General features: G+C 65.7%; 20 protein-coding genes. 14 read left to right on the top strand and 6 right to left on the bottom strand.

From position 1 onward, the window contains the following. Window positions 1–22 precede the first annotated feature (22 nt). Together egtD and egtB are read right to left on the bottom strand one after the other, a co-directional pair. Entirely contained in the window at window positions 23–1,066 is a 1,044-nt protein-coding gene (gene egtD, locus DLM85_RS21150; protein ID WP_111480173.1) for an L-histidine N(alpha)-methyltransferase, read from the bottom strand. Window positions 1,067–1,141: 75 nt separating this feature from the next. Further along, the gene (gene egtB, locus DLM85_RS21145) at window positions 1,142–2,470 is read right to left on the bottom strand and encodes an ergothioneine biosynthesis protein EgtB (protein WP_111480172.1); all 1,329 of its coding nucleotides are present in this window, start codon (window positions 2,468–2,470) and stop codon (window positions 1,142–1,144) included. Window positions 2,471–2,738: 268 nt separating this feature from the next. Here egtB and DLM85_RS21140 point away from each other — a divergent pair, with 268 nt between their 5' ends. The 10 genes from DLM85_RS21140 to DLM85_RS25160 all read left to right on the top strand — a co-directional run bounded on the left by DLM85_RS21140 (window position 2,739) and on the right by DLM85_RS25160 (window position 14,454). Then, a complete protein-coding gene (locus tag DLM85_RS21140) occupies window positions 2,739–3,020 on the top strand; it encodes a hypothetical protein (protein ID WP_111480171.1) in 282 nt (93 codons plus the stop codon). Between the two features lie 150 nt (window positions 3,021–3,170). Continuing rightward, window positions 3,171–3,419: a hypothetical protein gene (locus tag DLM85_RS21135; RefSeq protein ID WP_111480170.1), complete on the top strand. Its 249-nt coding sequence runs from the start codon at window positions 3,171–3,173 to the stop codon at window positions 3,417–3,419. Between the two features lie 99 nt (window positions 3,420–3,518). Then, window positions 3,519–4,592: an o-succinylbenzoate synthase gene (locus tag DLM85_RS21130; RefSeq protein ID WP_111480169.1), complete on the top strand. Its 1,074-nt coding sequence runs from the start codon at window positions 3,519–3,521 to the stop codon at window positions 4,590–4,592. 102 nt (window positions 4,593–4,694) lie between these two features. Continuing rightward, entirely contained in the window at window positions 4,695–5,948 is a 1,254-nt protein-coding gene (locus DLM85_RS21125) for an aspartyl protease family protein (RefSeq protein ID WP_165822237.1), read from the top strand. Window positions 5,949–6,132: 184 nt separating this feature from the next. Then, on the top strand, window positions 6,133–7,314 hold the full coding sequence (locus DLM85_RS21120) for a lysophospholipid acyltransferase family protein (RefSeq protein WP_111480167.1): 1,182 nt from the start codon (window positions 6,133–6,135) through the stop codon (window positions 7,312–7,314). A 293-nt stretch (window positions 7,315–7,607) separates the two neighbouring features. After that, on the top strand, window positions 7,608–8,597 hold the full coding sequence (locus DLM85_RS21115; RefSeq protein ID WP_111480166.1) for an alpha/beta hydrolase: 990 nt from the start codon (window positions 7,608–7,610) through the stop codon (window positions 8,595–8,597). A 171-nt stretch (window positions 8,598–8,768) separates the two neighbouring features. Beyond that, a complete protein-coding gene (locus DLM85_RS25815) occupies window positions 8,769–9,254 on the top strand; it encodes a phasin family protein (protein ID WP_207891075.1) in 486 nt (161 codons plus the stop codon). A 212-nt stretch (window positions 9,255–9,466) separates the two neighbouring features. Continuing rightward, window positions 9,467–11,152 (top strand): ABC1 kinase family protein, encoded by a 1,686-nt coding sequence (locus DLM85_RS21105; protein WP_111480165.1) that lies wholly within the window; start codon window positions 9,467–9,469, stop codon window positions 11,150–11,152. 392 nt (window positions 11,153–11,544) lie between these two features. Beyond that, entirely contained in the window at window positions 11,545–13,638 is a 2,094-nt protein-coding gene (locus tag DLM85_RS21100) for a hypothetical protein (protein ID WP_111480164.1), read from the top strand. 222 nt (window positions 13,639–13,860) lie between these two features. Continuing rightward, complete coding sequence (locus tag DLM85_RS25160; protein WP_133257184.1) at window positions 13,861–14,454, top strand: hypothetical protein; 594 nt, start codon at window positions 13,861–13,863, stop codon at window positions 14,452–14,454. Window positions 14,455–14,543: 89 nt separating this feature from the next. Here the strand turns inward: DLM85_RS25160 and DLM85_RS21095 are convergent, their stop codons facing one another. Next, on the bottom strand, window positions 14,544–16,295 hold the full coding sequence (locus DLM85_RS21095) for a phospho-sugar mutase (protein ID WP_111480163.1): 1,752 nt from the start codon (window positions 16,293–16,295) through the stop codon (window positions 14,544–14,546). A 335-nt stretch (window positions 16,296–16,630) separates the two neighbouring features. Between DLM85_RS21095 and DLM85_RS21090 the strand changes: the two genes are divergently transcribed. Then, complete coding sequence (locus tag DLM85_RS21090; protein ID WP_111480162.1) at window positions 16,631–18,328, top strand: Hint domain-containing protein; 1,698 nt, start codon at window positions 16,631–16,633, stop codon at window positions 18,326–18,328. A gap of 111 nt (window positions 18,329–18,439) precedes the next feature. Here the strand turns inward: DLM85_RS21090 and DLM85_RS21085 are convergent, their stop codons facing one another. Together DLM85_RS21085 and hppD are read right to left on the bottom strand one after the other, a co-directional pair. Then, window positions 18,440–19,417: a LamG-like jellyroll fold domain-containing protein gene (locus DLM85_RS21085; protein ID WP_111480161.1), complete on the bottom strand. Its 978-nt coding sequence runs from the start codon at window positions 19,415–19,417 to the stop codon at window positions 18,440–18,442. Window positions 19,418–19,629: 212 nt separating this feature from the next. Further along, window positions 19,630–20,763: a 4-hydroxyphenylpyruvate dioxygenase gene (gene hppD, locus DLM85_RS21080; RefSeq protein ID WP_111480160.1), complete on the bottom strand. Its 1,134-nt coding sequence runs from the start codon at window positions 20,761–20,763 to the stop codon at window positions 19,630–19,632. Between the two features lie 165 nt (window positions 20,764–20,928). Between hppD and DLM85_RS21075 the strand changes: the two genes are divergently transcribed. The 3 genes from DLM85_RS21075 (at window position 20,929) to DLM85_RS21065 (ending at window position 22,751) form a co-directional block, all read left to right on the top strand. After that, a complete protein-coding gene (locus DLM85_RS21075; protein WP_111480159.1) occupies window positions 20,929–21,303 on the top strand; it encodes a hypothetical protein in 375 nt (124 codons plus the stop codon). A 159-nt stretch (window positions 21,304–21,462) separates the two neighbouring features. Then, entirely contained in the window at window positions 21,463–21,831 is a 369-nt protein-coding gene (locus DLM85_RS21070; RefSeq protein ID WP_111480158.1) for a DUF952 domain-containing protein, read from the top strand. 110 nt (window positions 21,832–21,941) lie between these two features. Beyond that, the gene (locus DLM85_RS21065; RefSeq protein ID WP_133257183.1) at window positions 21,942–22,751 is read left to right on the top strand and encodes a hypothetical protein; all 810 of its coding nucleotides are present in this window, start codon (window positions 21,942–21,944) and stop codon (window positions 22,749–22,751) included. Window positions 22,752–22,823: 72 nt separating this feature from the next. Here the strand turns inward: DLM85_RS21065 and DLM85_RS21060 are convergent, their stop codons facing one another. After that, a complete protein-coding gene (locus DLM85_RS21060; RefSeq protein WP_243636082.1) occupies window positions 22,824–23,393 on the bottom strand; it encodes a DUF2911 domain-containing protein in 570 nt (189 codons plus the stop codon). Window positions 23,394–23,557: the final 164 nt, after the last annotated feature.

Here is a 23,557-nt window from a genome sequence, read left to right as displayed (position 1 = left end):
TACGCGGCCGGCGCCCGTGCGCTTAGGGCTGGGGCGCCAGCAGCACGTCGGCAAACCACTGCTGCTCGTCCTCGAAGGCGGTGAGCACGCGCAGCCCGGCGGCGGCAGCCAGCTGCTCGATCTGCGGCAGGCTGAACTTGTAGGAGTTTTCGGTGTGAATGGCTTCCCAGGCCTCAACGTCGAAGCTGCGGCCGAGGGCGCCGATATGCACCTGCTGGGCCCGGCGGCTGACGAGGAAGGAACGCATGGCCCCGGTCTGCGGGTCGTAGTCGGCGAAATGCTCCCAGGCCGCGAGGTCGAAGTCGGCCTGCAGCTCGCGGTTGAGGCGGGTGAGCAGGTTCAGGTTGAAGGCCGCCGTCACGCCCTGCCCGTCGTCGTAGGCCGCCCGGATCTGCCGCGGGTCCTTGCGCAGGTCGAAGCCGAAGAGCAGCCGGTCGTCGGGCCCGAGCTGGGCGGCCAGGGCCCCGAGGAACTGCTGGCGGGCCTCGGGCGGGAAGTTGCCGATGTTGGAGCCCAGGAAGAGGACGGCCTTGCGCCCGGGCTGCCCGCGCAGGCCCGCCAGTGCGGCGGTGTACTCGGCCACCAAGGGCTGCACGCGCAGGGCGGGCAGCTCGGTGCGCAGGCTGGCGGCCAGGCCTTCCAAAGCCGTGGGCGAAATATCGACGGGGGCGTAGGTGAAATCGGTGCCGGCGGCCAGCAGCTCGCGCAGCAGGATTTTGGTTTTGAGCCCGTCGCCGGCGCCCAGCTCCAGCAGGTGCAGGGGCTGCCCGTCGGCGGAGGTGAGAGCCGCCGCAATGGCGGCGCGGTGCCGGGTGAGCAGGCCAAACTCGGTGCGGGTGGGGTAGTACTCCGGCAGGGCCATGATCTGCTGAAACAGCTCGCTGCCCACCGCGTCGTAGAAGTACATCGACGAGAGGGCGCGGGGCTGCCGCGTGAGGCCCGCCAGCACGTGGGCGGCTAGTTCGTTGTTCGTTGTTCGTTGTGCGTTGTTCGGTTCCGAATCGTTGGATTCGGAAGGTAATGCGGGCTGCGAGGTAATGGTTTGGTCGGGGAGGGAAAGGGCCATAAGGCAGGAAAAGAATGTCGAAGCCAGCGGGAGAGGCCGGCTCCGAAAAACGGACAACAAAAAACGAAAAACGCGTTACCGTGCCAGGCGGATGCCGGTGTACTGCCAGCGCTTGTCGGCGTGGAAGAAGTTGCGGTAGCTGAGGCGAATGTGGCTTTCGGGCGTAGCGCAGGAGCCGCCGCGCAGCACCAGCTGGTTGATCATAAACTTGCCGTTGTACTCGCCCAGGGCGCCGGCGGCCTTGCGGTAGCCGGGGTAGGGGTGGTAGGCCGAGTACGTCCACTCCCAACAGTCGCCGAGCAGCTGGTGGCAGCGGGCCGGGTCGGCGTCGGCGGGCAGCGGGGCAGGGTCGTAGCGCTGGCTTTCCACGAAGTTGCCGCCGGCTGCTTCGGCCCCGAAGTGCCGGGCTGCCAGCTCCCATTCGGGCTCGGTGGGCAGGCGGGCGCCGGCCCAGTGGGCGTAGGCGTCGGCCTCGTAGAAGCTGATGTGGGTGACGGGCGCGGCCGGGTCGAGTGGCTGCAGGCCGTGGTGGCTGAAGCGCTGCCACGCCCCGCCCGCAGCCTCGGGGCGCACCCAGTACAGCGGGGCCTGCCAGCCCTCGGTCTGCACCCGGTCCCAGCCTTCGCCCAGCCAGTAGCGGAAATCCTGGTAGCCGCCCGCTTCCACGAAGGCCAGGTACTCGGCGTTGGTCACGAGGCGGTTCTGCAGCTCAAACGGGGCCACGTACACCGGGTGCGCGTCCAGCTCGTTGTCGAAGCAGAAGCCCGGCGCGTCGCCGGCCTCGGGCTGAAAGCCGATGCGGCCCACCCCACCGGGCACGGGCAGCCAGCTGGCCGCCGGCAGGGCGGGCTGCGGGGCCGGGGCGGGATTGTCGGCACCGAAGTACGAGGGCGCCAGCGGGTTGGTGCTCAGGATGTACTTGATGTCGGTGACCAGCAGCTCCTGGTGCTGCTGCTCGTGCTGCAGCCCCAGCTCCAGCACTTCGGCGAAGCGGGCTTCGTCGGCGCCAGCCAGCAGGCGCTGCATGTGCTCGTCGACGTAGGTGCGGTAGCGGTACACGTCGGCCAGGGCCGGGCGCGAGAGGGTGCCGCGGTCGGCCCGGTTCACGCGCGAGCCGAGCGAGTTGTAGTAGGAGTTGAACAGGTAGGCGTACTGCGGGTGAAACCGCTCGTAGCCGGGCAGGTGCTCCTGGAGCAGGAAGGTTTCGAAAAACCAGGTGGTGTGCGCCAGGTGCCACTTGGGCGGGCTCACGTCGATAACGGGCTGCACCACGGTGTCTTCGGGCAGCAGCGGGCGGCAGAGGGCCGCGGTCTGGGCCCGCACGGCGGCGTAGCGGGCGGCAAAGGAAGCGGGGGCGGCCGGAGCCGCGGCGGGCGCGGGAGCCAGCACAGCAGGGGAAGACATAGGCAGAAACGGCAGGAGCAGATAGGTACGACAAATAACCGTCGAGCGGCAACTTTGGCTAAGCCGCCGGCGGGAAATTCTGATTAAATAATTGAGCGGCAGTATGGTTGAGCTTGGCTGATTCGGGGCGAAAAATCGGCGCCGAATGCCAACCGCCGCCCCGGTCGGGCGTAAACCCAGCAAGCCACTCGCCGCCGGCCCGGGCCACGCGGCCCGCTTCCGCGGAAGCGCCGCGGCGCATTCCCATCACCTAAAACCGTTTTCACTTATGTCCAGTCAGCAAAGCCAACGCAGTCAGAACGACCCGAACGCGTCGCAGAACCAGGGCCAGCAGCAAAGCAACCAATCGTCGGACAAAGCCCAGCAGGCGGGCTCCATCGAGGGCAACCGCTCGGTGCACAGCGGGGTGTCGGGCATTCCGAGCCAGCGCCACGAAGCCGGGGACAGCAGCACCGCCGCCCTGAACCGCGACCAGGCCCAGGGCCCCGGCACGGCGCCCACCGATAAGCGCGGGGAAAGCCGCGTGCAGTCCGGCGCCAGCGACGAGTAAGGCCGCGGCCACCAGCGTAAGCCGCTGACCGCACCCTGGTTTACCGCCCCGGTTTGCCGCGCAAGCCGGGGCGGCTGCGCAACCGCCGCCCCCGCCTTTGGCGTATGCAGGGCAGGTTCCGCCTCCTCTCACCCAAACCCTTTTGCCGCCATGACCGAGCACCCGAATCCCGCCGACCAACCCCAGCCCGACGCCGAAATCAACCGCGCCAACGAGCCCGGCAGCCAGAGCAGCAGCGGCATGAGCAACCGCTACGACGACGCGCTGGTGGACGCGCTGGAGCGTGAAAAGCAGCAGCGCGGCGAACCGCTGGACATTTCCGAAGACAGCCTGAACACGGCCGAAGGCTCGCCCATCGGCCGCAGCCCCGAGGCCAGCACCGGCCCGGTGCAGGACTGAGCGCCGCCCCCGACCCATAGCCGCGCCGCGCGCCGGGCCCGTTTGGGCGCCGGGGCGCGGCGCTTACTTTTGGCTTGTATTTCCCCGCCCTGTCTGCCGATGGCCCTGCGTCTGCACTATTCCCGCCGCGTTCTGCGCTTCAACTTTCCGGCCCGCACCTCGCGCGGGGCCCTCACCGAGCACGTGGCCTGGTACCTGCACCTCACCGACGAGGCCCGGCCCGGCCGGCTGGCCCTGGGCGAAGCCGCCCCGCTGGCCGGCCTGAGCCCCGACGAGGGCCCTGGCTTCGAAGCCCGCCTGCAGCAGCTGTGCGCCGACTTCACCGCCCGCCGCTACCCGGACGCCGACCTGGCGGCCGTGGCCGCGCTGGTGGAGCCCGCCTGGCCCGCCCTGCGCTTCGGCTTCGAAACGGCCCTGCTCGACTGGCGCGGCGGCGCCCGGCGGCAGCTGTTCGACAACGCCTTCAGCCGCGGCGAGGTGGGCCTGCCCATCAACGGCTTGGTGTGGATGGGCGACGCGGCCTTTATGCAGACGCAGATTCGCAAAAAGCTCGCCGAGGGCTTCCGCTGCCTGAAGCTGAAAATCGGCGGCATCGACTTCGAAGCGGAACTGGCTTTGCTGCGCGAAATCCGGGCCGTGGCCGGGCCCGCCGAGTTGGTGCTGCGCGTGGATGCCAACGGCGCCTTTGCCCCGAATGAGGCGCCCGCCCGGCTGGCCCGGCTGGCCGCGTTCGGGCTGCATTCCATCGAGCAGCCCATCCGGGCGGGGCAGTGGGAGGCCCTGGCCGAATTGTGCCGCACCTCGCCCGTGCCCGTGGCCCTCGACGAGGAGCTGATTGGTGTAACCGAGCCAGCCCGGCAGGCCCAGCTGCTCGACGCCGTGCGCCCGGCCTACGTGGTGCTCAAGCCCACGCTGCTGGGCGGGCTGGCCGCCACCCGCCGCTGGATCGAGCTGGCCGAGGCGCGCGGCCTGGGCTGGTGGCTGACCTCGGCCCTGGAATCCAACGTGGGGCTGAATGCCATCAGCCAGTTCACCGCCGAATTTGCCGTGGGCGACATGGCGCAGGGCCTCGGCACGGGGCAGCTGTACCACAACAACTTAGCCGCGCCCCTGCAGGTGCGCGGCGGGCAGCTGTACTACGACCCGCGCGGCCCCTGGGAGCAGCCTAGCTAATAAGTCTGGCGAACGGGCGGAAGATTTAGTATCTTATACCCTCGATACTCCCACCCCTCCCGTCTGCTGCTACCCATGGCCGCGCCTTGGTCATTATTCCCTTTGTTGCGCAGCCGTGCGGGGCTGATGCTGGCCTTGTGCTGGCTGCTGGCGGCGGCCGACGCGCTGGCCCAGCCGCCCGCGTTTCAGCTGCGCCGGCCCCGGGCCCGGCGGGCCGAGCTGCGCTTTGAGCTGCAGCGCAACCTGATTGTGCTGCCCGTGCGCCTGAACGGCCGCGGCCCCTATTTCTTTATTCTCGACACCGGCGTCGGCAAGTCCATCATCACCGATGCGGGCCTGCGCGATTCGCTGAACCTGCGCCTCGGCCAGCAGTACCTGGTGGCCGGCGTGGGCGAGGAGGCCCCGCTGGTGGCGTTTCAGACCGACAGCGTGCAGGTGGAGCTGGGCGAGAAAACAGCCGCCACCGCCCGTCACCTGTCCCTGCTGCTGCTCTCCGACGACATCCTGGACCTCTCCGGCTACGTGGGGCGGCCCATTCACGGCATCCTCGGCGCCGACGTGTTCCGCAGCTTCGCGGTGGAGGTGGAGGCCGAAAAGCAGATCCTGACCCTGCACCGCCCCGAGCAATACCGCCCGCCCCGCGGCAGCAGCTGGGTGGAAATGCCCCTGGAAATTGAAGGCGACCGGGCTTACATCAACACCGACGTGGCCCTGAACGACTCGGTGGCCATGCCCATGCGCCTGATCCTGGACACCGGCGCTGGCCACGCCCTCTCGCTGGAAACCGGCTCCGACCGCCGCCTGGCCGTGCCCACGCAGCGGCTGCGGGCCTACCTCGGCCGCGGCCTCAACGGTGACGTGAGCGGCTACCTGGGCCGGGTGAAAGCCCTGCAGCTGGGCCGCTACCGCATCAAGTCCCTGGTGGCCTCGTTTCCGGACGAGGCCGCGGTGCGGGCGCGGGTGGGCGTGGCCCGCAACGGCAACATCGGCTTTGAGCTGCTCAAGCGCTTTTCCGTCGTCATCGACTATCCCCACAACCGGCTGTGGCTGCGCCCCAACGCCCTGTTTCGGGACCCGTTCGAGCACGACATGTGCGGGCTGGAAATACTGGCCGGCGGCCCCCAGTACCGGCGCTACATCATTCAGCGCGTGGAGCCCGGCTCGCCCGCGGCCATTGCCAATCTGCTGCCCAAGGACGAGCTGATATCCATCAACCTGCAGCCCGTGGCCAATATGTCGCTGACCCAGGTGACGCGCCTGCTGCACTCCGCCGACGGCCGCCGCCTGATCATGTTCGTGCGCCGCCCCGACGGCGACCTGTTCGTGACCAACATGACGCTGCGGCGGCAGCTGTAGCGCCGCGGCGGGGTGCGGCCGCCAAAACCGCGGCGGCCCGTTGCGGGAATAAGGAGGGATATTGCCGCCGGGCGCGCCCACCGCGCCGTGCGCCGGCGCACGGCGCGGCGCATGTCCCGCCCAAAGTCCTATCTTGGAATCCGGCCCCCGCCGGCTCCATTCTTCGCCCGCCGCATTTCCGCCCATGCCCCCGGCTTCCGCCCCCGCCGTTCCGCCGTCCCAGTCGCCGTCGGCGGCCATTCGCGCCAACCAGCACATCTACTCCGATTACTTCGACGAGGACTTCGTGCGTGCCCTCGACCAGAACGTGCTGCAGCTGCTCGACCGCGTCTGGTTTCGTTCCGAGCTGGTGGGCTTCCTGGAAAACTTTCCGCAGCGCAACAACCCCGAGCGGCCACTGATATTCTGCTCCAACCACTCGGGCATGGCCTTTCCCTGGGACGCCATCGTGGCCCTGGCCAGCCTGTACCGCTCGGTGCCCCGGCCCCACGACATGCCCCGGCCGCTGGCCGCGCCGCTGCTCTCGCAGTCGGTGCTGATGAACCCGTTCCTGATTCCGGACTTCTGGAAGCGGGCCGGCTGCGTGGACGCCACCACGCTGAACTTCGAGACGATGATGTACTACAACGACCACAACCTGATGCTGTACCCGGAGGGCGTGCCGGGCATCGGTAAGGGCTTCAACCGCAAGTACCAGCTGCAGCGCTTGGCCAGCAGCGTGGTGCGCCTCAGCATTCAGCACCAGACCGACCTGATGCTGTTTTCCACCGTCAACGCGGAGTACCTTAACCCCGGTGCCTACAGCTGGGACTGGCTGAACCGCTGGGTCAAGAAAATCGGCATTCCCTTCCTGCCCATCACCTGGCTGCTGATCGGCATCATCCTGCAGCCCTGGGTGTTCTACATGGCCTTTCCGGCCAAGCTCACCTTCGTGCTCGGCAGCCGCCTGCGCCCCGCCGACTGGACCGATAAACCGTTCGACGACCTGACCCGCGACGATTTCGTGGCCCTGACCGGGCGCGTGCACACTCAGATGCAGCAGGAGCTGACCGACGCCGTGGACCGCTACGGCCGTAAGCCCTTCCAAGTAGGGGAGCTGTGGCAGCGCATGAAGGCCAACTGGCGCTACTTCCCGTTCTACCTGCCGCCGTTCTGGCCGCTGCTGTTCCACGAGTTTGAGCGCGGCTACCGCAAATACGGTCCGCAGTACAAGCTGCGGCTCAGCGGCTTCGGCACGACGCTGCGGCTGCTCTGGCGCAATCCGTTCGTTTTCACCTTCTTCATTCCGGTGCTGGGACTGATTCCGGTAGCCATCCGCGGCTACCGCCGGCACCGCATCGGGCAGAAGCTGCCGGGGCAGCAGTAAGCCGGGCGGGGCGCGTGGTATAAGCGCAACCCTGCGCCGCCGCCGCTGAGGTTGCGGGTCGCAAACGCCGTGCGTTGCGACCCGGCTTCCGCCCGCGCCGGTGCAACACCGGTCGTTCAACGGCGAGACGCAATCAGGCGTCTCTACAGCGGCTTCGACAGGGTGCAAATAGCCCGGAAACCTCATACATTTCAACTCTTTGGCGCGGCGCTTCGTTACAGAAGTACCACGCCCTTCGCTCCCGCCGGCCGCTTGCCGAAGCTGCCGCACCGTTCTCCGCCTTCCCACCCGCAATGCCTTCCTTTCAGCACCACATCGTCAAGCGGCTGCTCGCGGCCGCGGCCGGGCCCATTGCCCGGCGTCGCCCCAGCGCCGACAGCCTGCGCCTGGGCCTGGAACTGAGCACCCTGCTGCAGTTTATGCCCTGGCACGTGCACTTCGAGCGCGTACCCGCCGCGGAGGGCGTGGTGGCCGAATGGATTGAGCCCGAAGGTGCCGCCGACGGCCGCGTGCTGCTTTACCTGCACGGCGGGGCTTACGTCATGGGCTCCCTGAACACCCACCGCGGCTTCATCGGGGCCTTGGCGCAGCGCTGTGGTCTGCGCGCCCTTTCCGCCGACTACCGCAAGGCCCCCGAGCACCCCTTTCCTGCCGCCCTCGACGACGCCCGCGCCGCCTGGCACTGGCTGCTGACGCAGGGCTACCGCGCCGAAGACGTGGTGCTGGCCGGCGACTCGGCCGGCGGCGGCCTGGTGCTGGCCCTGCTGCAGCAGCTGCGCGACGCGGGCCAGCCATTGCCCGCCGCCGCCCTCTGCTTTTCGCCCTGGAGCGACCTGGCCCTGACCGGCCGCGCCGCCCACCCGCACGCCGAAGACCAGTTCGTGGAAGCCCTGGAAATCCGCACCTGGGGCCAGCGCTACGCCGCCGCCACCCCGCTGAATAACCCGCTGCTCTCGCCCCTCTACGCCGACCTGCGCGGCCTGCCGCCCTTGCTGCTGCAGGTTTCCGACGGGGAACTGCTGTACCCCGATACGCTGGCTCTGGCCGCCCGCGCCCGCGCCGCCGGGGTGCCCGTCACGGTGCAGGTATTTGAGGGGCTGGTGCACTGGTGGCACCTGTTCTGGCGCACCGTGCCCGAGGCCAAAGCTGCCCTGGGCCGCGCCGCCGGGTTTGTGGCAACCGTGTGGCAGGCCCAAGCCGCAGCCCGGCAGACCGCAGCGGGCGGCCCGGTGCGGCGCCGGCCGGGCAAAGGTGCTGCCCCTCAGCTACGTGCTGCGGCCTGAGAGCCGCGGCGCTTCCGCCCGCCGGCTGATTTTTTTCAGCAAAAAAGTGGCGCTCAATCAGCCCGGAATATTTAGCTTTTCGTAGGTTTGTGTCAGGTAGTCGGCATGCATACTATTTTGTGACTGCGGAGCCTGCCGCGCCGGTTTTCACCAATCCAACCTTTTCCCCTCATGGAAGACCTGTTTAAGAAGTTCATCTACGCCGGCGTGGGGTTCGTTTCGCGCACCAACGACCGGGTGCAGGACACCATCAACCAGCTGGTGCAGGAAAACAAACTCTCCCAGAAGGAGGGTGAGCAAATCCTGAAGTCGCTGCAGAAAAACACCGACACCAAGCGCAAGGAGTTCGAAACCCAGATCAACAGCATTGCCAAGCGCGTGATGAAGGGCATGGGCGTAGCTTCCAGCTCGGACGTGGAAGAGCTGAAGCGCACCGTGAAGGGCTCGGGCAGCAAAGCTTCGGGCGCAGCCGCCGGCACCGGCTCGAAAAAGGCCAGCGCCCCGGCGGCTTCGGCCACGGGCGCGGCCAAAACGGCCGCCAAGGCTACCACCAAAGCCGCCGGCGCTGCTTCGACGGCCGCCAAGAAATCGGCCGCGGGCAGCAAGGGCGGCGCGGCTGCGGCCAAGAAGTCGGATTCGGCTGAAAGCGCTTCGTAAGCTACTCGGTAGCTATTTTCAAACCCTGCCCGCGGTTTCGGGGGCAGGGTTTGTTGTATGTATCGGGCAGCCGATGGTAGCCCGCCGAGGACGCAGAGGCTGACGCAGAAGGCGCTGAGCATTGCTTCCTCTGCGTTTCTTCCGCGTCATCGGCGGGCAGAAAAAACACCCGCACGCTCAACCCCGGACATATTTCCCCATTTTCACGCTCGATGTTCAAGAACACGATGACCAACCTGGGGCGCATCCGCCAAGTGGCGGAGGTGCTGCTGCGCTACGGCTTTGAGGACGTGGTAACCAGCACCGCGCTGCGGCGGCTGGTGCCGCGCCAGCGCCGCCGCACCTGGCAGCACGGCGAGCAGACGGTGTTCGAAACCTCGCGCTGGGAGCGGGTGCGCATGGTCATCGAGGAGCTGGGGCCCACGTTTGTGAAGCTGGCGCAGGTGCTCAGCAACCGCGCCGACCTGCTGCCGCAGGAGCTGGTGGACGAGTTTGCCAAGCTGCAGAGCGCGGTGCCGCCCTTCGCCACCGACGAGGCCAAGCGCATCATCGAAAAAGAGCTGGGGCGGCCCCTGGGGGAGGTGTTCAGCGCGTTCGAGGACGTGCCGCTGGGCTCGGCCTCCATCGGGCAGGTGCACAAAGCCCAGCTGCTCGACGGCACCGACGTGGTGGTGAAGGTGCAGCGCCCCGACGCCCGCGACAAAATCACCACCGACCTGGCCCTGCTGCGCGAGCTGGTGAAGCTGACCGGCGGCTACCTGCGCAAACAGGGGCTGAGCAACCCGCAGGACATCGTGGAGGCCTTCGAGCGCAGCATGATGCAGGAGCTGGACTACACCTCCGAGGGCCGGGCCATGGAGCAGTTTCGCAAGCTCTATGCCGAGTACCAGACCTTCTACGTGCCGCGGCCCTACCGCGAGCTGAGCACCAGCCGGGTGCTGGTTATCGAGTTTATCAGCGGCTGCAAGATTACCGACAAGGAGCAGCTGCTGCGCTGGAGCCTGAGCCCGGCCACGGTGGCCGAAACGGGCATGGACATTTACCTGACCCAGATTTTCGAGTTCGGTATCTTCCACGCCGACCCGCACCCCGGCAACGTGCTGGTGCGCCCCGACGGCACCATCGTGCTCATCGACTTCGGGATGGTGGGGCGGCTGACCAAGCAGCAGAAATACGCATTTGCGGGCGTGTTCATCAGCATGAGCCAGCAGGATGCGCGCGGCATGGCTCTGAACTTCCGTCGCCTGGCCATTACGGCCGACATCCGCGACATGCGCGCCTTTGAGGCCGAGCTGCAGCTGCTCATCGACGACTTCACCGGCCTCGACGTGAAGGAAATGAGCATGAGTGCCCTGGCCGAGCGCCTGCAGACGGTCATCTACCGCTTCAAGCTGCAGGTGCCGGGCTCGGTGTTCCTGATCTTGCGGGCCCTGGTGATTCTGGAAGGCATCGGCAAGGTGCTGCACCCCTCGTTCAACACCTTCGAGTTTGTGCGTCCCTACGGCCGCCGGCTGATTTTGGAGCAGTATTCAGTGTCGAACGTGACGACCGAGCTGCAGTACACCGGGCAGCAGCTGCTGGCCTTGATGTACACCCTGCCGACGGATCTGCGCCAGATTGTGCGCAAGCTGAGCAAGGGCGACCTGCGCGTGCAGGCCCAGCTGAGCGGCTACCTGCCCCTGCTGCGCACGGCCGAGCGGCTGGTGTCGCGCAGCATCATTGCCGTGCTGGCGGTGGCCTTTCTGCTGTTTTCGGGGCTGAGCCTGCTCGGCAACTACCCCGCCGGCCAGATGCCCTACTACCATGGCCTGCCCGGCGTGACGTGGGCGGGCCTGGGCGCCACCGGCTTCTGGCTGCTGGTGCTCTTTATCCTCACGATTCGGAAGGAAAAAAGCTGACCACGAATTGGCTTCGCCGAACTTCGTTTCGACGGATTAGGCGGATTTCGGGGACGATTGAGCCGGTCCGCCCCGTCGTCATTGCGAGCGAAGCAACGTAATCGGTCCTGGCCAACGCGCCGACTAACACAATAGCACCGCCCGAAACCGGTAACTCCAGTTTTGGGCGGTGCCGTTTTCGGTTGGTGGGCATTGGCTCGGCGGTGCTGCTAGATGAAGGAGTGGCTACGTCTTCCTGCGGTTGCTGCGCTTCGCTCGCAATGACGGCCGCACCATCCACGAAATCCGTGTAATCCGAAAAATCCGTCGAATCCGTGGTCTATTTTTGCACCGTGGGACTTTCTAGGATTTTACGACTGCTGGGCGCCTTTTGCGTTCTGCTCTGGTACGGTGTGGGCGAGGCGCAGGCCCAGGTACCGCTGCTGCGCGACGTGACGCTGCGCACCGACACGGCCACTTACCAGCTCAGCCGCCACACGGTGGTGGTGCAGGGCGAGCCGACGCTGTTCTTCTGGTTTCGGCGCGACGACGAGACGGTGGAGCTGCGGCTGTACCCCGAGCGCGTGGCCGGCGACAAACCGCTGCGCCTGCGCAAGTCGGCCGATTTTCAGCAGCTCGACTCGCTTACCCGCGAGCCGGATGGCGGCTGGCGCACCCGCCTGCGGTTTCAGGACCTGACCAGCAGCCAGTTTATCCGCCTGGTGGTGGAGCAGCCCGGCACCGCCGGCGAAGAAACCCTGCGCGACGTGGTGCCGCTGCTGCCGGTGGCCTACACCGCCGTCAGCCTGCGCTCAGCCGACGACGAGCTGTTTGTGGGCGAGGAAAAGGTGCTGGAGCTCAACAGCTCGAACCCGCGCAACGTGCGCGCCACCGGCGAGTGGGTGCGCACCGACGAATTTGACTACCGCGTGACCCGCCAGCCCAACGGCACCCTGCGCCTGCACGTGCTGCCCAAGCAGCTGGGCCGCCGTACCCTGGCGGTGAAGCTGCAGAGCGAGCGGCCCATGCTGCAGAACGGCGGCCGGCTCAACTACCAGCTGCCCGCGCTCCGGCAGGAATTCACCGTGAAAGCCACCCGCCTGCGCTTCCTCACGCCCGACAAGCGCATGGTGACTTTGGACGAGGCCAGCCGCCGCCGCGGTGCCGAGCTGATTCTCGACAACGGCCGCTTTTTCGAACTGCGCCGCACCTACCGCATCGAGGACCAGGAAGAGCCGGGCGGCACGCTCATCGGCGAGCTGTTTACGCGCCAGTACCTCTCGAACGACCGGGTGCTGTGCTACCTGCGCCCCTACAACACCCACCGGCAGACCGAGGGCTACCTCTACCTCAAGCTCAACGACCAGGCGCTGTACGTCACCAACCTCGACATCACGCCCAAAACCACCATCACCGGCGTGCAGGTGCTGCACCGCGGCGGCGACTGGACGTCCTCGCTCAGCGTGAGCCCCGGCGAAACCGTGGACGTGCGCCTGGAAGGGGAGGGGCTGCAGAAGGCCCGCTTCCACTTCGAGGACCTGCCCGTCATTCCCTCCGATTCCTCCATCCGCACCGACGCCCGCGTGGTGCTGCGCGTGCAGGTGCCCATCACCTTCGACAAGCGCAAGAGCAGCATTCTGAACGCCGGGCAGGCCACCGGCTTTGCCCTGTCGGTGCGCGAGTTTCAGCGCCCGCACCCGCTGGATTTCGTCTCGGTGAGCTACGGCGAGGCGCCCCGGCCCATCACCCAGCTCAACGGGCCGGTGCTCTTCGGCCACACCGTGCGCGACGTGGTGTTCAACTTCAACCCCAACGGCATCGACTCGGACAAGGCGCTGTACGGCAAGCAGTTTCTGAGCTTTGAAATCCGCACCCTGAACGCCAAGGGCGAGCTGGTGGAAATCCGCAACGTGGACAACGTGGTCATCTGTCCCGGCGACAACTCGCCACGCGCGGTGTTTTACCAGGACAAAGCCTGCCGCACCGATGCGCTGAGCCTGAACAGCCTGCTGGGCCGCAAAACCTACGACCTGGACGAGTGGAGCCGCATCATTGTGACGGTGAAGCATCAGGCCGGGCAGTACAGCGACCCGGGCTTCACGCAGGTGGTGGAGCTGGTGCTCAAGCGCACCTACAAGTTCGACATCGACATCAGCTTCCCGGCCGGTTTGCTGACCCGCAAAATCGGGGAGCCGAACGGCAGCTACACGTCCTTCGGCGGTATTTCGCTGGCCACGCTGGCCCAGTTCAGCTTCTACAACCCCGAGAAAATCAACCGCCTGCGGCCCTACAAAGTGGGGGCGGGCTTCGTGGCGCTGAACGCCTTCAATCTCAGCCAGGACAACAACGCCAACCGCAACCTGGGCATCGTGGTGCTGGGCTCGGTGTACCCCACCCGCCGCGACGCCAAGCTCACCTTCCCGCTGTACCTGGGCGGGGGCTACCTGCTCAACGGCCAGTACAAGTGGTTTGTGCTGTTCGGGCCGGGCATCGGGGTGCGGCTGTAGCGGTTAGCACCTTTCAGGATCAGCAGCGGCACGCCCAGCACATTGGCTAGCCGCTGCTCAATGGCAATGGACAGTGCGCGTTGGCGCAGTGGAAACTTGGTCATTACCTCGCCGATAATGGAGCCAGGAACGAACAGGAGCGTGAGTTAGCAGTAGTGCACTAAAGGCACTAGATAAAGCGAAATATTTTAGGTATATTTATCTTATTAAAATACCCGCCTTATGCAAATAGCCTCTGAATTCATTCCTCGGGATTTGTATGCGCATATTGATCTAATCAGGCAACGGCCTGCTATGTACTTGGGTCGACTTTCGCTAACAGCATTGTATCATTACATAGAAGGCTATCTGAGCGCCTGCTATAATCACGGAGTAGAGGAAGAACTTACGCCGGATTTCGGTGAGTTTCACCGGTTCGTAGCAGCTTATTACCTGCATGGAGAAACCACGGCGGGTTGGTGCAAGGTGCTGCTAGCGGAGCACTACGGCTGCGAAGAATCCGCGCTTCATTCTTTTTTTGAGCTGTTTGATCAGTTTCGGCAAGGTGCGAAGCCCGCTAATACCAAGCAGATTCTGTTTGCGCTACTGGAACGGATGCTACAAGTCAACACTGTCGACATTAATGCTCATAACCCATTTGAACAACGTCAGATAAAGCAGGCCTTGATTTATTTGCAAAAACTTCCAGCTCAAATTGTCAGGGCCAAATATTTGTTTGTTTATGAAGGTATTTTAGAAGAGCTTGAAGCATATGCAGCAACGAATGATGCTTTCAGAAATATTTTAGATGATGTAAAAGCAAAATGTGAGTCATGATAAAGAATAATACCTAAATATCAAATTGCTGCCCTGCATAACAAAAAAGGCCCAAATTACCTTGGGCCTTTTTTGTTATGCAGGGCAGATTACTGCAACTGCATTTCCTGAATGATCTGCTTGATGCGCCCGTCCAGGCCCGCCAGCGCATTCTCGAACGACTCCTCGGCGCCGAAATTCGGCTGCTTCAGGCTGAAGTAGAACTTGATTTTGGGCTCGGTGCCCGAGGGGCGGGCCGACACCTTGGAGCCGTCCTCGGTCACGAACTGCAGCACGTTGGACTTCTCGTGGTGCAGGGGCGTCGTCTGGCCGGTGCGCAGGTCGCGGGCTACCTGCTGCTGGTAGTCGAGCAGCTGCACCACGGGCGAGCCGCCGAGGGAGGCGGGCGGGTTCTGGCGCAGCTCGGCCATCATTTCCTGGATTTCCTCGGCCCCGCGCTGGCCCTTCTTGGTCAGCGAGATGAGGTCTTCCTTGTAGAGGCCGTAGGTGCGGTACATCTGCTCCATTTCTTGGTAGAGCGTGCGGCCCTGGTCCTTGGACACGGCGGCCATTTCGGCAATCAGGCAGCAGGCCGACACCGCGTCCTTGTCGCGCACGAAGTCGCCGATCATGTAGCCGTAGCTTTCCTCGCCGCCGCCGATGTAGTAGTGCCCGTCGTTTTGCGCCTCAAACTCGCGGATGACGCCGGCAATGTACTTGAAGCCCGTCAGCGTCTGGAACGAGCGGATGCCGTGGCGCCGGGCCACGTCGCCGAGCACGTCGCTGGTCACGATGGTGTAGACGATGTAGTCCTTCTCGGTATTGAGCTGCCCGGCCTGCTGGCGGGCCGATACGAGGTAGTGCGTCAGCAGGGCGGCCGTCTGGTTGCCGTTCACCAGCACCCACTCGCCGGCGGCGTTTTTCACCCCGATGCCCACGCGGTCGGAGTCCGGGTCGGTGGCAATGACGAGGTCGGCGTCGAGCTGCTTGGCTTTGTCCAGGGCCATCTGCATGGCCACCTTCTCCTCCGGGTTCGGCGACTTCACCGTGGGGAAGTTGCCGTCGGGCGTGGCCTGCTCCTCCACGATGTGGATATTGGTGAAGCCGAAGCGCTTCAGCGCGGGCGGCACCATGGTGATGCCCGTGCCGTGAATGGGCGTGTACACGATTTTCAGGTCGTGCTGGCGCTTGATGGCCTCGGGGTTGATGCTCAGCTTGGCCACTTGGCTCAGGTAAGCATCGTCCACTTCCGCCCCAATGATGTGAATTTTGGCGTCGTCGGCCTGGAATTTCACCGCGTCGACGCTCTGGATGGCGCCCACTTCGCGGATGATGTTCTTGTCGTGCGGGGCCACCACCTGGGCGCCGTCGTTCCAGTACACCTTGTAGCCGTTGTACTCCTTGGGGTTGTGCGAGGCGGTGATGACCACCCCGCTCTGGCAGCCCAGGTGGCGGATGGTGTACGACAGCTCGGGCGTGGGGCGCAGGTCCTCAAACAGGTACACCGTAATGCCGTTGGCCGAGAAGATGCCGGCGGCCGTCTGGGCAAAGGCGCGCGAGTTCAGGCGCGAGTCGTGGGCCACGGCCACCTTGATTTCCTGGCCGGGGAAGCTTTGCAGCAGGTAATTGCACAAACCCTGGGTGGCCATGCCCAGGGTGTAGCGGTTCATGCGGTTCGAGCCCACGCCCATCACCCCGCGCAGGCCGCCGGTGCCGAACTCCAGGTCGCGGTAGAAGGCGTCGTTCAGGCTTTCCTCGTCGCCTTCGGCCTGCAGCCGCACAATTTCGGCTTTGGTTTCGTCGTCGTAGTTGCCGGTAAGCCAGGTTTGGATTTTCTGTTGAACGTCAGCGGATAGGGCCATATGCGGGGAAAGTCAGAAGGAGGGTTTTCTACGCCAAAGAAAACGGAAGTTTGCACACGGTGGAGACGCGGTTGGATAAAGCTCACATTATCATGCGATTGAAGTGCGCCCGATTTTTTCCGCACTTGCAGCCGTCTTAGCGACTAGGTTTTTCCGAGTCAATAAAGACCGTCGTGTCGGGCTGGTCGAGACATCCCGCGGGCTGCTGAGAGGCCGTGACTCACTATCCGGCGAAGCGGTCGAGCTGCTTGGCTGCGCCTTCCTGCGCTTCGGCTCCGCTCCGCATGACGTTCAGGTTGCCACCGTTCCGTTTCCCTTTTTCCTGCTTACCCGCTATGAAAACTGTTCACCGTCTGGCCAGTCTGCTGATGTTTCTGCTGGCGGCCCTGCTCGTGGTGCTGCCTTTCGCGGTGGCCTTCGCCCAGAAGCCCGTCAAGACCGACGTGCTGCCCTACTTCGACCGGATTCCGGCCCCGCCCGCGGCCTTTAGCCCCACCCTGAAGCGCCCGGCCGCCCTGGCCGAGCTCGACCGGCAGCTGGGCCAGCTCGGGGCCAGCATCGGCGCGGGCCGCACCGCCGAGCAGACCCGCGACGAGCAGGCCCACCTGACTACCGCCCGGCAGGCCCAGGCAGCCGGGGTCGATAAGATGACCGACCAGCAGAAAATGGCCTATATGCAGCAGCACGGCGCGGGCACGCCCGGCTACAACGCCCAGGCCGTGCAGCTGGCCCAGCAGATGCAGGATCCGGCGTTTCAGGCCCGGTTGGCCAAAATGAGCGACACCGAAAAGGCCCAGTTTATGCAGGCGCAGATGGCCCCGGCCGGCAGCGCCCAGCAGCGCATGGTGTCGGACCCGAGCTTCCAGGCCGCCCAGGCCGACTTCATGCAGCAAATGAAAAGCCCGGCCTTCCGCACGGCCTGGGACAAGAAGTCGGAGGCCGAGCAAGACGCCTACATGCAGCAGCTCATGCGCAAGCACGGCCTGGACGAAGCCAAGATGAAGGCCATTGGCGGTAATCAGCGGCCTGCGAAAATGGCCCCGCTGGTGGCCACGGCGGCCCTGGAAGCCCACGGCAAAATGGTGGAAGCCTTCAACGCCGAAATGAGCGGCAATGCCTTTACGCGGGTGCAGCAGCAGCTCCAAACCGAGCTGGAGGCCGTGAAGCAGCAGGAGCAAGCTCGGCCCGTGACCGAAGCCCGCGAGGGCGACTGCGCCGGCCAGCGCAAAAACTTCGACTTCTACCGCCAGTACACCAAGCGCCGCCTCGACCTCTACACCCGGTTTCTGCCCCAGCTCAACACGGCCTGGACCACGCAGAAGACGCTGGTGAAAAGCCGCGTGACGCCCTTCCAGACCGAGCTGGCCAAGATTCACTACGGCGACGACATTCAGCGGCCCGAGGAGAAAAACTTCCTGAGCGCCCTGGCGGGCGGCCAGCAGCTGATGCTGGGGCAGGTGCAGCAGCTGGCAGGCTACAGCAGCGCCATCTACGACCTGAACCAGGAATACCTCGACCTGAAAGCCCTCTACGACCGGCCCTTCAAGTGCGAGGAAGCCGTGTGCTTTCCCGCCTACGCCCGCGTGGCCCTGCCCGACGGCCGCGAAGTGCACATCAGCAAGGTGCGCCCCGGCGACGTGGTGCTCGGCCGCGACGCGCGCACCGGCCGGGTGGTGCCCACCCGCGTCGTGCGCCTCGACATTCACGACGAGCAGAAATACCCGCTGGTGCAGCTCACCATCGGCGTGCCGCCGGTATACGCCGGCCTCGATAACACGCCCGGCCGCCCCTACAAGCCCGCCGCCGAGCTGACCGTGACGCCCAACCACCCCATCGTGACGGCCGAGGGCCAGCAACTGCGCGCCGACGCGCTGCGCCCCTCCGACAACCTGCTGCAGCTCAGCAGCGCCGCGGCCCTGGAAACCACCCACCTTACCGACCGCCAGGCCGCCGGCACCGCGCCCGTCGTGTACAACCTGCGCACCGAAACCGGCAACTACTTTGTCGGCGGCGTGCTCGTCGGCTCGAAGTAGCGCCCCGGCTCCCCTACGCGGGTGAATGCAACACGCCCCGGTCCGTTCTGGCCGGGGCGTGTTGCGTTGTCCGGGCGGCGGGCCCGCGCCGAACGCGGGCCCGCTCACGCGCTAGGGCTGCACCAGCATTGTCCGCGAGGTGCTCCGGCCGTCGATGGTCAGCTGGCAGCGGTACAAGCCAGCGGGCAGGGCACCGGCCCGGAACGGCACCTGCTGGGGGCCGGCGGGGCAGGGCGCATCCACGAGGGTGGCCACCAGGCGGCCGGTGGCGTCCAGCACCGTCAGGCGCACCGGGGCGGGGCGCTCCAGGGTGTAGCTGATGGTGGTGTGCTGCTGAAAGGGGTTGGGAAAATTGGCCAGCCGAACGGCGCCGGCCAGCTGCGGCGGGCGGGCCGCGGTGACGATGGTTCGAATCGGGTCGTTCACGTCTGCGCCGGCGGTAGAGCCCAGCACGCCGGCCACCCCGCCGGGTACCTGGTTGGTCAAGGTCTGGCCGCTGGCTTCGTCAAACTTGAAGTACGCCAGCAGGCCGGGGGTAGTGCCCGGGGCGCCGCTCTGCCGGTCGGCCTGCAGCTGGCTGGCCGAGCGCGCCACGTTCCAGATCATGACTTCGTCGATGTAGCCGTTCCAGCCGGTGTCGCCCACGTTGTAGCCAATGCCGAGGTTCTGGCCGCCCGGCGCCGGCGGCGTGGTGTTGCTCCCGATCAGGGTGCCATTCCGGTACAGGCGGCCGGTGGTGCCGTCCCAGGTGTAGGCCACGTGCACCCAGGTGTTGGTGGGCAGCGGCCCCGCCGACAGCACCTGGTACACCGACAGGTCGCCGCCGTACGTGGCCCCGAACCAGATGTCGTCGTTGCCAAACTCCAGGATGGTGTTGTGGGTGCCCCCGTCGGAAAAGGACGCGCCGGCGAAGTACACCCACGATTCCAGGGTGAACGGCCCGGTCGGGGCCGCCAGCGCGACGCTGGCCTTGTGCTGCCGCGTGTTGTTGAACGAGAGGGCGCCGCCGCCCAGCTGCGCGTGGCTGCTGAAGCTGAGGCCGGTACCGAGCAGGGCCAGCAGGCCTGCTCTGCGAAGGGTTGATTTCATAGCGGGTAAGAAAGAAGTGAAGGGTCGGGCGCCCCGCCTGCGCCAAAACCGGGGCGGGCAGCGGGGAAGCGGCCGCTAAATAGCCCCGAATCAGCTCGTCCGTCAATCGCATGAACATGTTCGCGCCCGCAGGCAACCCCAACGCAAAAGCCACGACCCCTTGTGGGAGTCGTGGCTTGGCTGCGGCCCGCCGGGGCCGGTGGGGCCGGGTGCTAGAGGTTGCCGCGCAGGGCCTGCTCCCGCTCGATGGCCTCGAACAGGGCTTTGAAGTTGCCCTTGCCGAACGACTTGGCGCCTTTGCGCTGGATGATTTCGTAGAACACGGTGGGGCGGTCCTCCACCGGCTTGGTGAAAATCTGCAGCAGGTAGCCTTCTTCGTCGCGGTCCACCAGCAGGTTCAGGGCCTTGATGCTCTCGATGTCCTCGTCGATGTGGCCCACGCGCTCAATCAGGTCCTCGTAGTAGGTTTCGGGCACCGAGAGGAACTCCACGCCGCGGCGGCGCAGCTCGGTCACGGTCGAGCGAATGTCGTGGGTGATGAGGGCCATGTGCTGCACGCCCGCGTCGTGGTAGAAGTCGAGGTACTCCTCGATCTGCGACTTTTTCTTGCCCTCGGCCGGCTCGTTGATGGGGAATTTCACGTAGCCGTTGCCGTTCGACACCACCTTGGACATCAGGGCCGAGTACTCCGTCGAAATGTCCTCGTCGTCGAAGGTGATGAGCAGCTTGAAGCCCATCACGTCCTCGTAAAACTTCACCCACTGGTTCATCTCGCCCCAGCCCACGTTGCCCACGCAGTGGTCGACCACCTGCAGGCCTACCGGCGCGCCCTGCGGCACGTTGCTGGTGCGGGCCACGAAGCCGGGCAGGAAGGGCCCCGAGTACTTCGAGCGCTCCACGAAGGTGTGGATGGTTTCGCCGTAGGTGTAGATGCCGGCCAGCGTCACCTCGCCGTGCTCGTCCGACACGGTGTAGGGCTCGAAGGCGGGCTTGGCGCCGCGCTTGGTGGTTTCCTCGAACGACTTGCGGGCGTCGTCCACCCACAGCGCCATCACCTTCACCCCGTCGCCGTGCTTGGCCACGTGCCGGGTGATGTCCGAATCGGCGAGCAGGGAGGTGGTCAGCACCAGCCGGATCTTGTTTTGCTGCAGCACGTAGCTGGCCCGGTCGCGCACGCCGGTTTCGGGGCCCGAGTAGGCCACCAGCTCGAAGCCGAAGGCCGCCTGGTAGTAGTAGGCCGACTGCTTAGCGTTGCCGACGTAGAATTCGAGGTAGTCGGTGCCGTTCAGGGGCAGAAAATCGGCGGTTTGCGGGGCAGCCGTGGTGGCCGGGGTCAGCGTTTCCATGCGCGGGGCGGGTTGGGGGTGGAAAAAAACAGGTGTCGGGGAAAAGACGTGGTAAAAATACTGTTTCGGGCTAATTCGCGGCCGGCGTGGCGACTTTCTTGATTCTTTCCCAAATTTGCCTTCGACGCCGCCGCATCCCCAACCTGGCCGTCCCTGCAGACCGATATGGATACCAACGCCCTGAACAAGGCCCTGACGGCCCTCCTCACCAAAAAACACGAGCTGCACCAGCTCGCCTACAGCGACGCCCGCTACGACGACGTGGAGGAAGAGCTGCACGACCTCGAAGACGATTTCAACGAGGAGTACGGCGAATTCCTGGAAGCCGCCCTGGAGAAAGTCCACGGTGACCTCAGCTCCGACACCGACGTGCTGCTGCCCACCGCCTACCTGCCCGCCGGCCCCCAGCTCACCAGCGAAGACGGCGTGTGGGTCGACTCGGAAAAGTACCCCGGCAAAGTGCGCCTGGTGCTGCTGCCCAGCCCCGTGCGCTTCGTGCTGACCAGCAAAGGCCAGCAGCACGAGCTGTGGAAGGCGTAAGGCTCAGTTAAGAATTGAGAGTTAAAAATCAATAATGAGGGCTGGTGGCTGCGGCTGCCAGCCCCGTTTTTGCTTTTGGCCTTCTCAAGTGGGAGCCGGGCATTGCGCCCAAGGCGCTTTCCTGCCCGGAATTTTCAATCTTTAATTCTCATTTTTTAATTGAAGACGCTCTACCGCATTGCCGAGCGGGCCCACTGGCAGCAGGCGCAGCAAACCGGCTTTTTTGCCAGCCCCGACCTGCAGGCCGAGGGCTTTATTCACACCTCCGAGCGGCACCAGGTGCTGGAAACCGCCAACCGCTACTACCGCGCCCGCCCCGACGTGCTGCTGCTGGTGCTGGACGAGGCCGCCCTGGCGGCCGCCGGCCTCGTGGTAAGGCGGGAGTGGGCCGCAGACCGCGGGCAGCACTTCGCCCACGTATTCGGCCCGATTCCGCTGGCCGCCGTGCAGCGGGTTTTGGACTTTCCGCCTACCGCCTCGGGGCTTTTCGAGCTGCCCGAGGCCTTGCCGGAAGCCGCTGACGACTGATCAGGGCTCGTTATGGGCGGCGGGCTGCCGGGCGCTTGGCGGGAGCAGCGGTTGGATTTTGATAGGTCGGGTAATAGTCGTTACTTACCTGACCACTCTCTCCTCCGCGCATGAAAATTTCTACTCTTCGCTCTGTTTTTGCCTCTCTTGGGCCCGCCGGGGCGCTGCTGCTCAGCCTCGGGGCCTGCTCCACGGCGCACTACGTGCTGGTAAAGCCCGCGGCGGGCAGTGGCCAGTGGCAAGACGGCATGGAAGTGGTTGCCGCCAAGAAAGACAGCCTCGACGTACGTATGGGCGTGGTGTCGACCACCGGCCCCTGGCTGGAGTTCGATGTGGCGCTGCTGAACCGCAGCCGCCGCCCGGTGCTGGTGGCCCCCGAAGCCTTCTACCTCGACGCCTACGCCGCCACGCCCGGCGTGGGGGCCCTGCGCGTGCAGTCCGAAAACCCCGAGCAGAACATTCAGGCCCTGCAGCAGCAGGCCGCCTATCACCGGCAGAAAGCGGCCGCCCGCCCGGCCGCGGAAATGCTCTCGTCGCTGAGCAACCTGCTGGACGACCTGAGCAGCCGCCCGCGCCACGAAAACGCCGCCCGCCGCACCGCCCGCCAAGCCCGCTATCAGACCGAAATGGCCCGCTACGAGCAGGAGCGCGCCAGCCACGCCGTGCAGGCCACCGCTGCCCGCGACCAGCAGCGGCAGCTCGAAACCACCCTGCTGCGCAAAACCACCGTGGCGCCCGGCCAGCTGCTGCGCGGCCGCGTACGGTTTCGCCGCTGCGCCGACGCGGCCGCCCGCCTGCGCCTGGTGGTGCCCGTGGCCGGCCGCCAGCTGGCGGGCGAGTTTACCCAGCAGTACTTCCGGCTGGATAACCGCCCGGCTACGGCGGCGGCCCCGGCCAAGCCCGGCCGCGGGACCCGGTAGGCCCCAGCGCATCAGTCACAAAAAAGCCCCGCCGGAACAGTCCGGTGGGGCTTTTTTACGTGCCAGCGACGCTTACTTGATACTCACCGGCAGCTCGATGTTTTCCCAGCGCAGTACCAGGCCGGGGCTTTCCACGGTGTAAGTAAGCCGCTCGTTCAGGCTGGCGGCCTTGCGCGGCTTGACGGAAGCGCGCAGCGCGTCCTGCTTTTCGTCGTACTTGAAGGCGCCCCACTGGTTGGCGGTTTTGTTGAAAATAACCGTCCAGGCGTCTTTTTCCATCGGGATGACGAAGAAGGCGTAGGTGCCGGCCGGCAGGGCTTTGCCTTCCACGGTCACGGGCTGGTCGAAGGTGACGGTGGTGGCTTCGTTGGCCCCGGCGCGCCACACCTTGCCGTAGGGCTCCAGCCCGCCCCAGATGGTGCGGCCCTTCACGGCCGGCGAGCTGTATTTTACGGTCACGGTGGCCTTGCCGGCTTTGCCGGTGGCCGTGGCGGCCGGGCTGGGCTTGGCTTGGTCCTGCGCGGAGCTGGGCGTAATGGCGCCGATGGGTTTGACCTTTGGCTGGGCCTGGGCCGCGCCAACAAACGGCTGGGCCAGCAGCAGCATAGCGCAGATGCGCAGCAGGGAAACGGGTTTTTTCATGGGTTTGGAAGGGTAGGGCGGGAAAGAATGAACGAAGCTCCGGCTCCGCATCGAGCCGGAGCGCCCTACTGACGACGCCCGGCCCGCGGGGCTGCACGCCCGAGCCAGCGGCTGAAAATACCGCTTTGACCGATACGGGGCCGATGCCCGGTCAGGCAGCAGCG

This window comes from Hymenobacter edaphi (genome assembly GCF_003258365.1).
GTDB lineage: Bacteria > Bacteroidota > Bacteroidia > Cytophagales > Hymenobacteraceae > Solirubrum > Solirubrum edaphi.
The sequence above is the reverse complement of the archived record's forward strand: the minus strand, read 5'-3'. Positions and strand labels throughout refer to the sequence as shown.

Coding starts and splice junctions, on each gene's coding strand:
- hppD (WP_111480160.1), bottom strand. CDS start 20,763: ATGGAAACGCTGACCCCGGCCACCACGGCTGCCCCGCAAACCGCCGAT.
- egtB (WP_111480172.1), bottom strand. CDS start 2,470: ATGTCTTCCCCTGCTGTGCTGGCTCCCGCGCCCGCCGCGGCTCCGGCC.
- DLM85_RS21075 (WP_111480159.1), top strand. CDS start 20,929: ATGGATACCAACGCCCTGAACAAGGCCCTGACGGCCCTCCTCACCAAA.
- DLM85_RS21095 (WP_111480163.1), bottom strand. CDS start 16,295: ATGGCCCTATCCGCTGACGTTCAACAGAAAATCCAAACCTGGCTTACC.
- DLM85_RS21065 (WP_133257183.1), top strand. CDS start 21,942: ATGAAAATTTCTACTCTTCGCTCTGTTTTTGCCTCTCTTGGGCCCGCC.
- DLM85_RS21115 (WP_111480166.1), top strand. CDS start 7,608: ATGCCTTCCTTTCAGCACCACATCGTCAAGCGGCTGCTCGCGGCCGCG.
- DLM85_RS21140 (WP_111480171.1), top strand. CDS start 2,739: ATGTCCAGTCAGCAAAGCCAACGCAGTCAGAACGACCCGAACGCGTCG.
- DLM85_RS21090 (WP_111480162.1), top strand. CDS start 16,631: ATGAAAACTGTTCACCGTCTGGCCAGTCTGCTGATGTTTCTGCTGGCG.
- egtD (WP_111480173.1), bottom strand. CDS start 1,066: ATGGCCCTTTCCCTCCCCGACCAAACCATTACCTCGCAGCCCGCATTA.
- DLM85_RS21085 (WP_111480161.1), bottom strand. CDS start 19,417: ATGAAATCAACCCTTCGCAGAGCAGGCCTGCTGGCCCTGCTCGGTACC.
- DLM85_RS21135 (WP_111480170.1), top strand. CDS start 3,171: ATGACCGAGCACCCGAATCCCGCCGACCAACCCCAGCCCGACGCCGAA.
- DLM85_RS25160 (WP_133257184.1), top strand. CDS start 13,861: ATGCAAATAGCCTCTGAATTCATTCCTCGGGATTTGTATGCGCATATT.
- DLM85_RS21130 (WP_111480169.1), top strand. CDS start 3,519: ATGGCCCTGCGTCTGCACTATTCCCGCCGCGTTCTGCGCTTCAACTTT.
- DLM85_RS21060 (WP_243636082.1), bottom strand. CDS start 23,393: ATGAAAAAACCCGTTTCCCTGCTGCGCATCTGCGCTATGCTGCTGCTG.
- DLM85_RS21120 (WP_111480167.1), top strand. CDS start 6,133: ATGCCCCCGGCTTCCGCCCCCGCCGTTCCGCCGTCCCAGTCGCCGTCG.
- DLM85_RS25815 (WP_207891075.1), top strand. CDS start 8,769: ATGGAAGACCTGTTTAAGAAGTTCATCTACGCCGGCGTGGGGTTCGTT.
- DLM85_RS21105 (WP_111480165.1), top strand. CDS start 9,467: ATGTTCAAGAACACGATGACCAACCTGGGGCGCATCCGCCAAGTGGCG.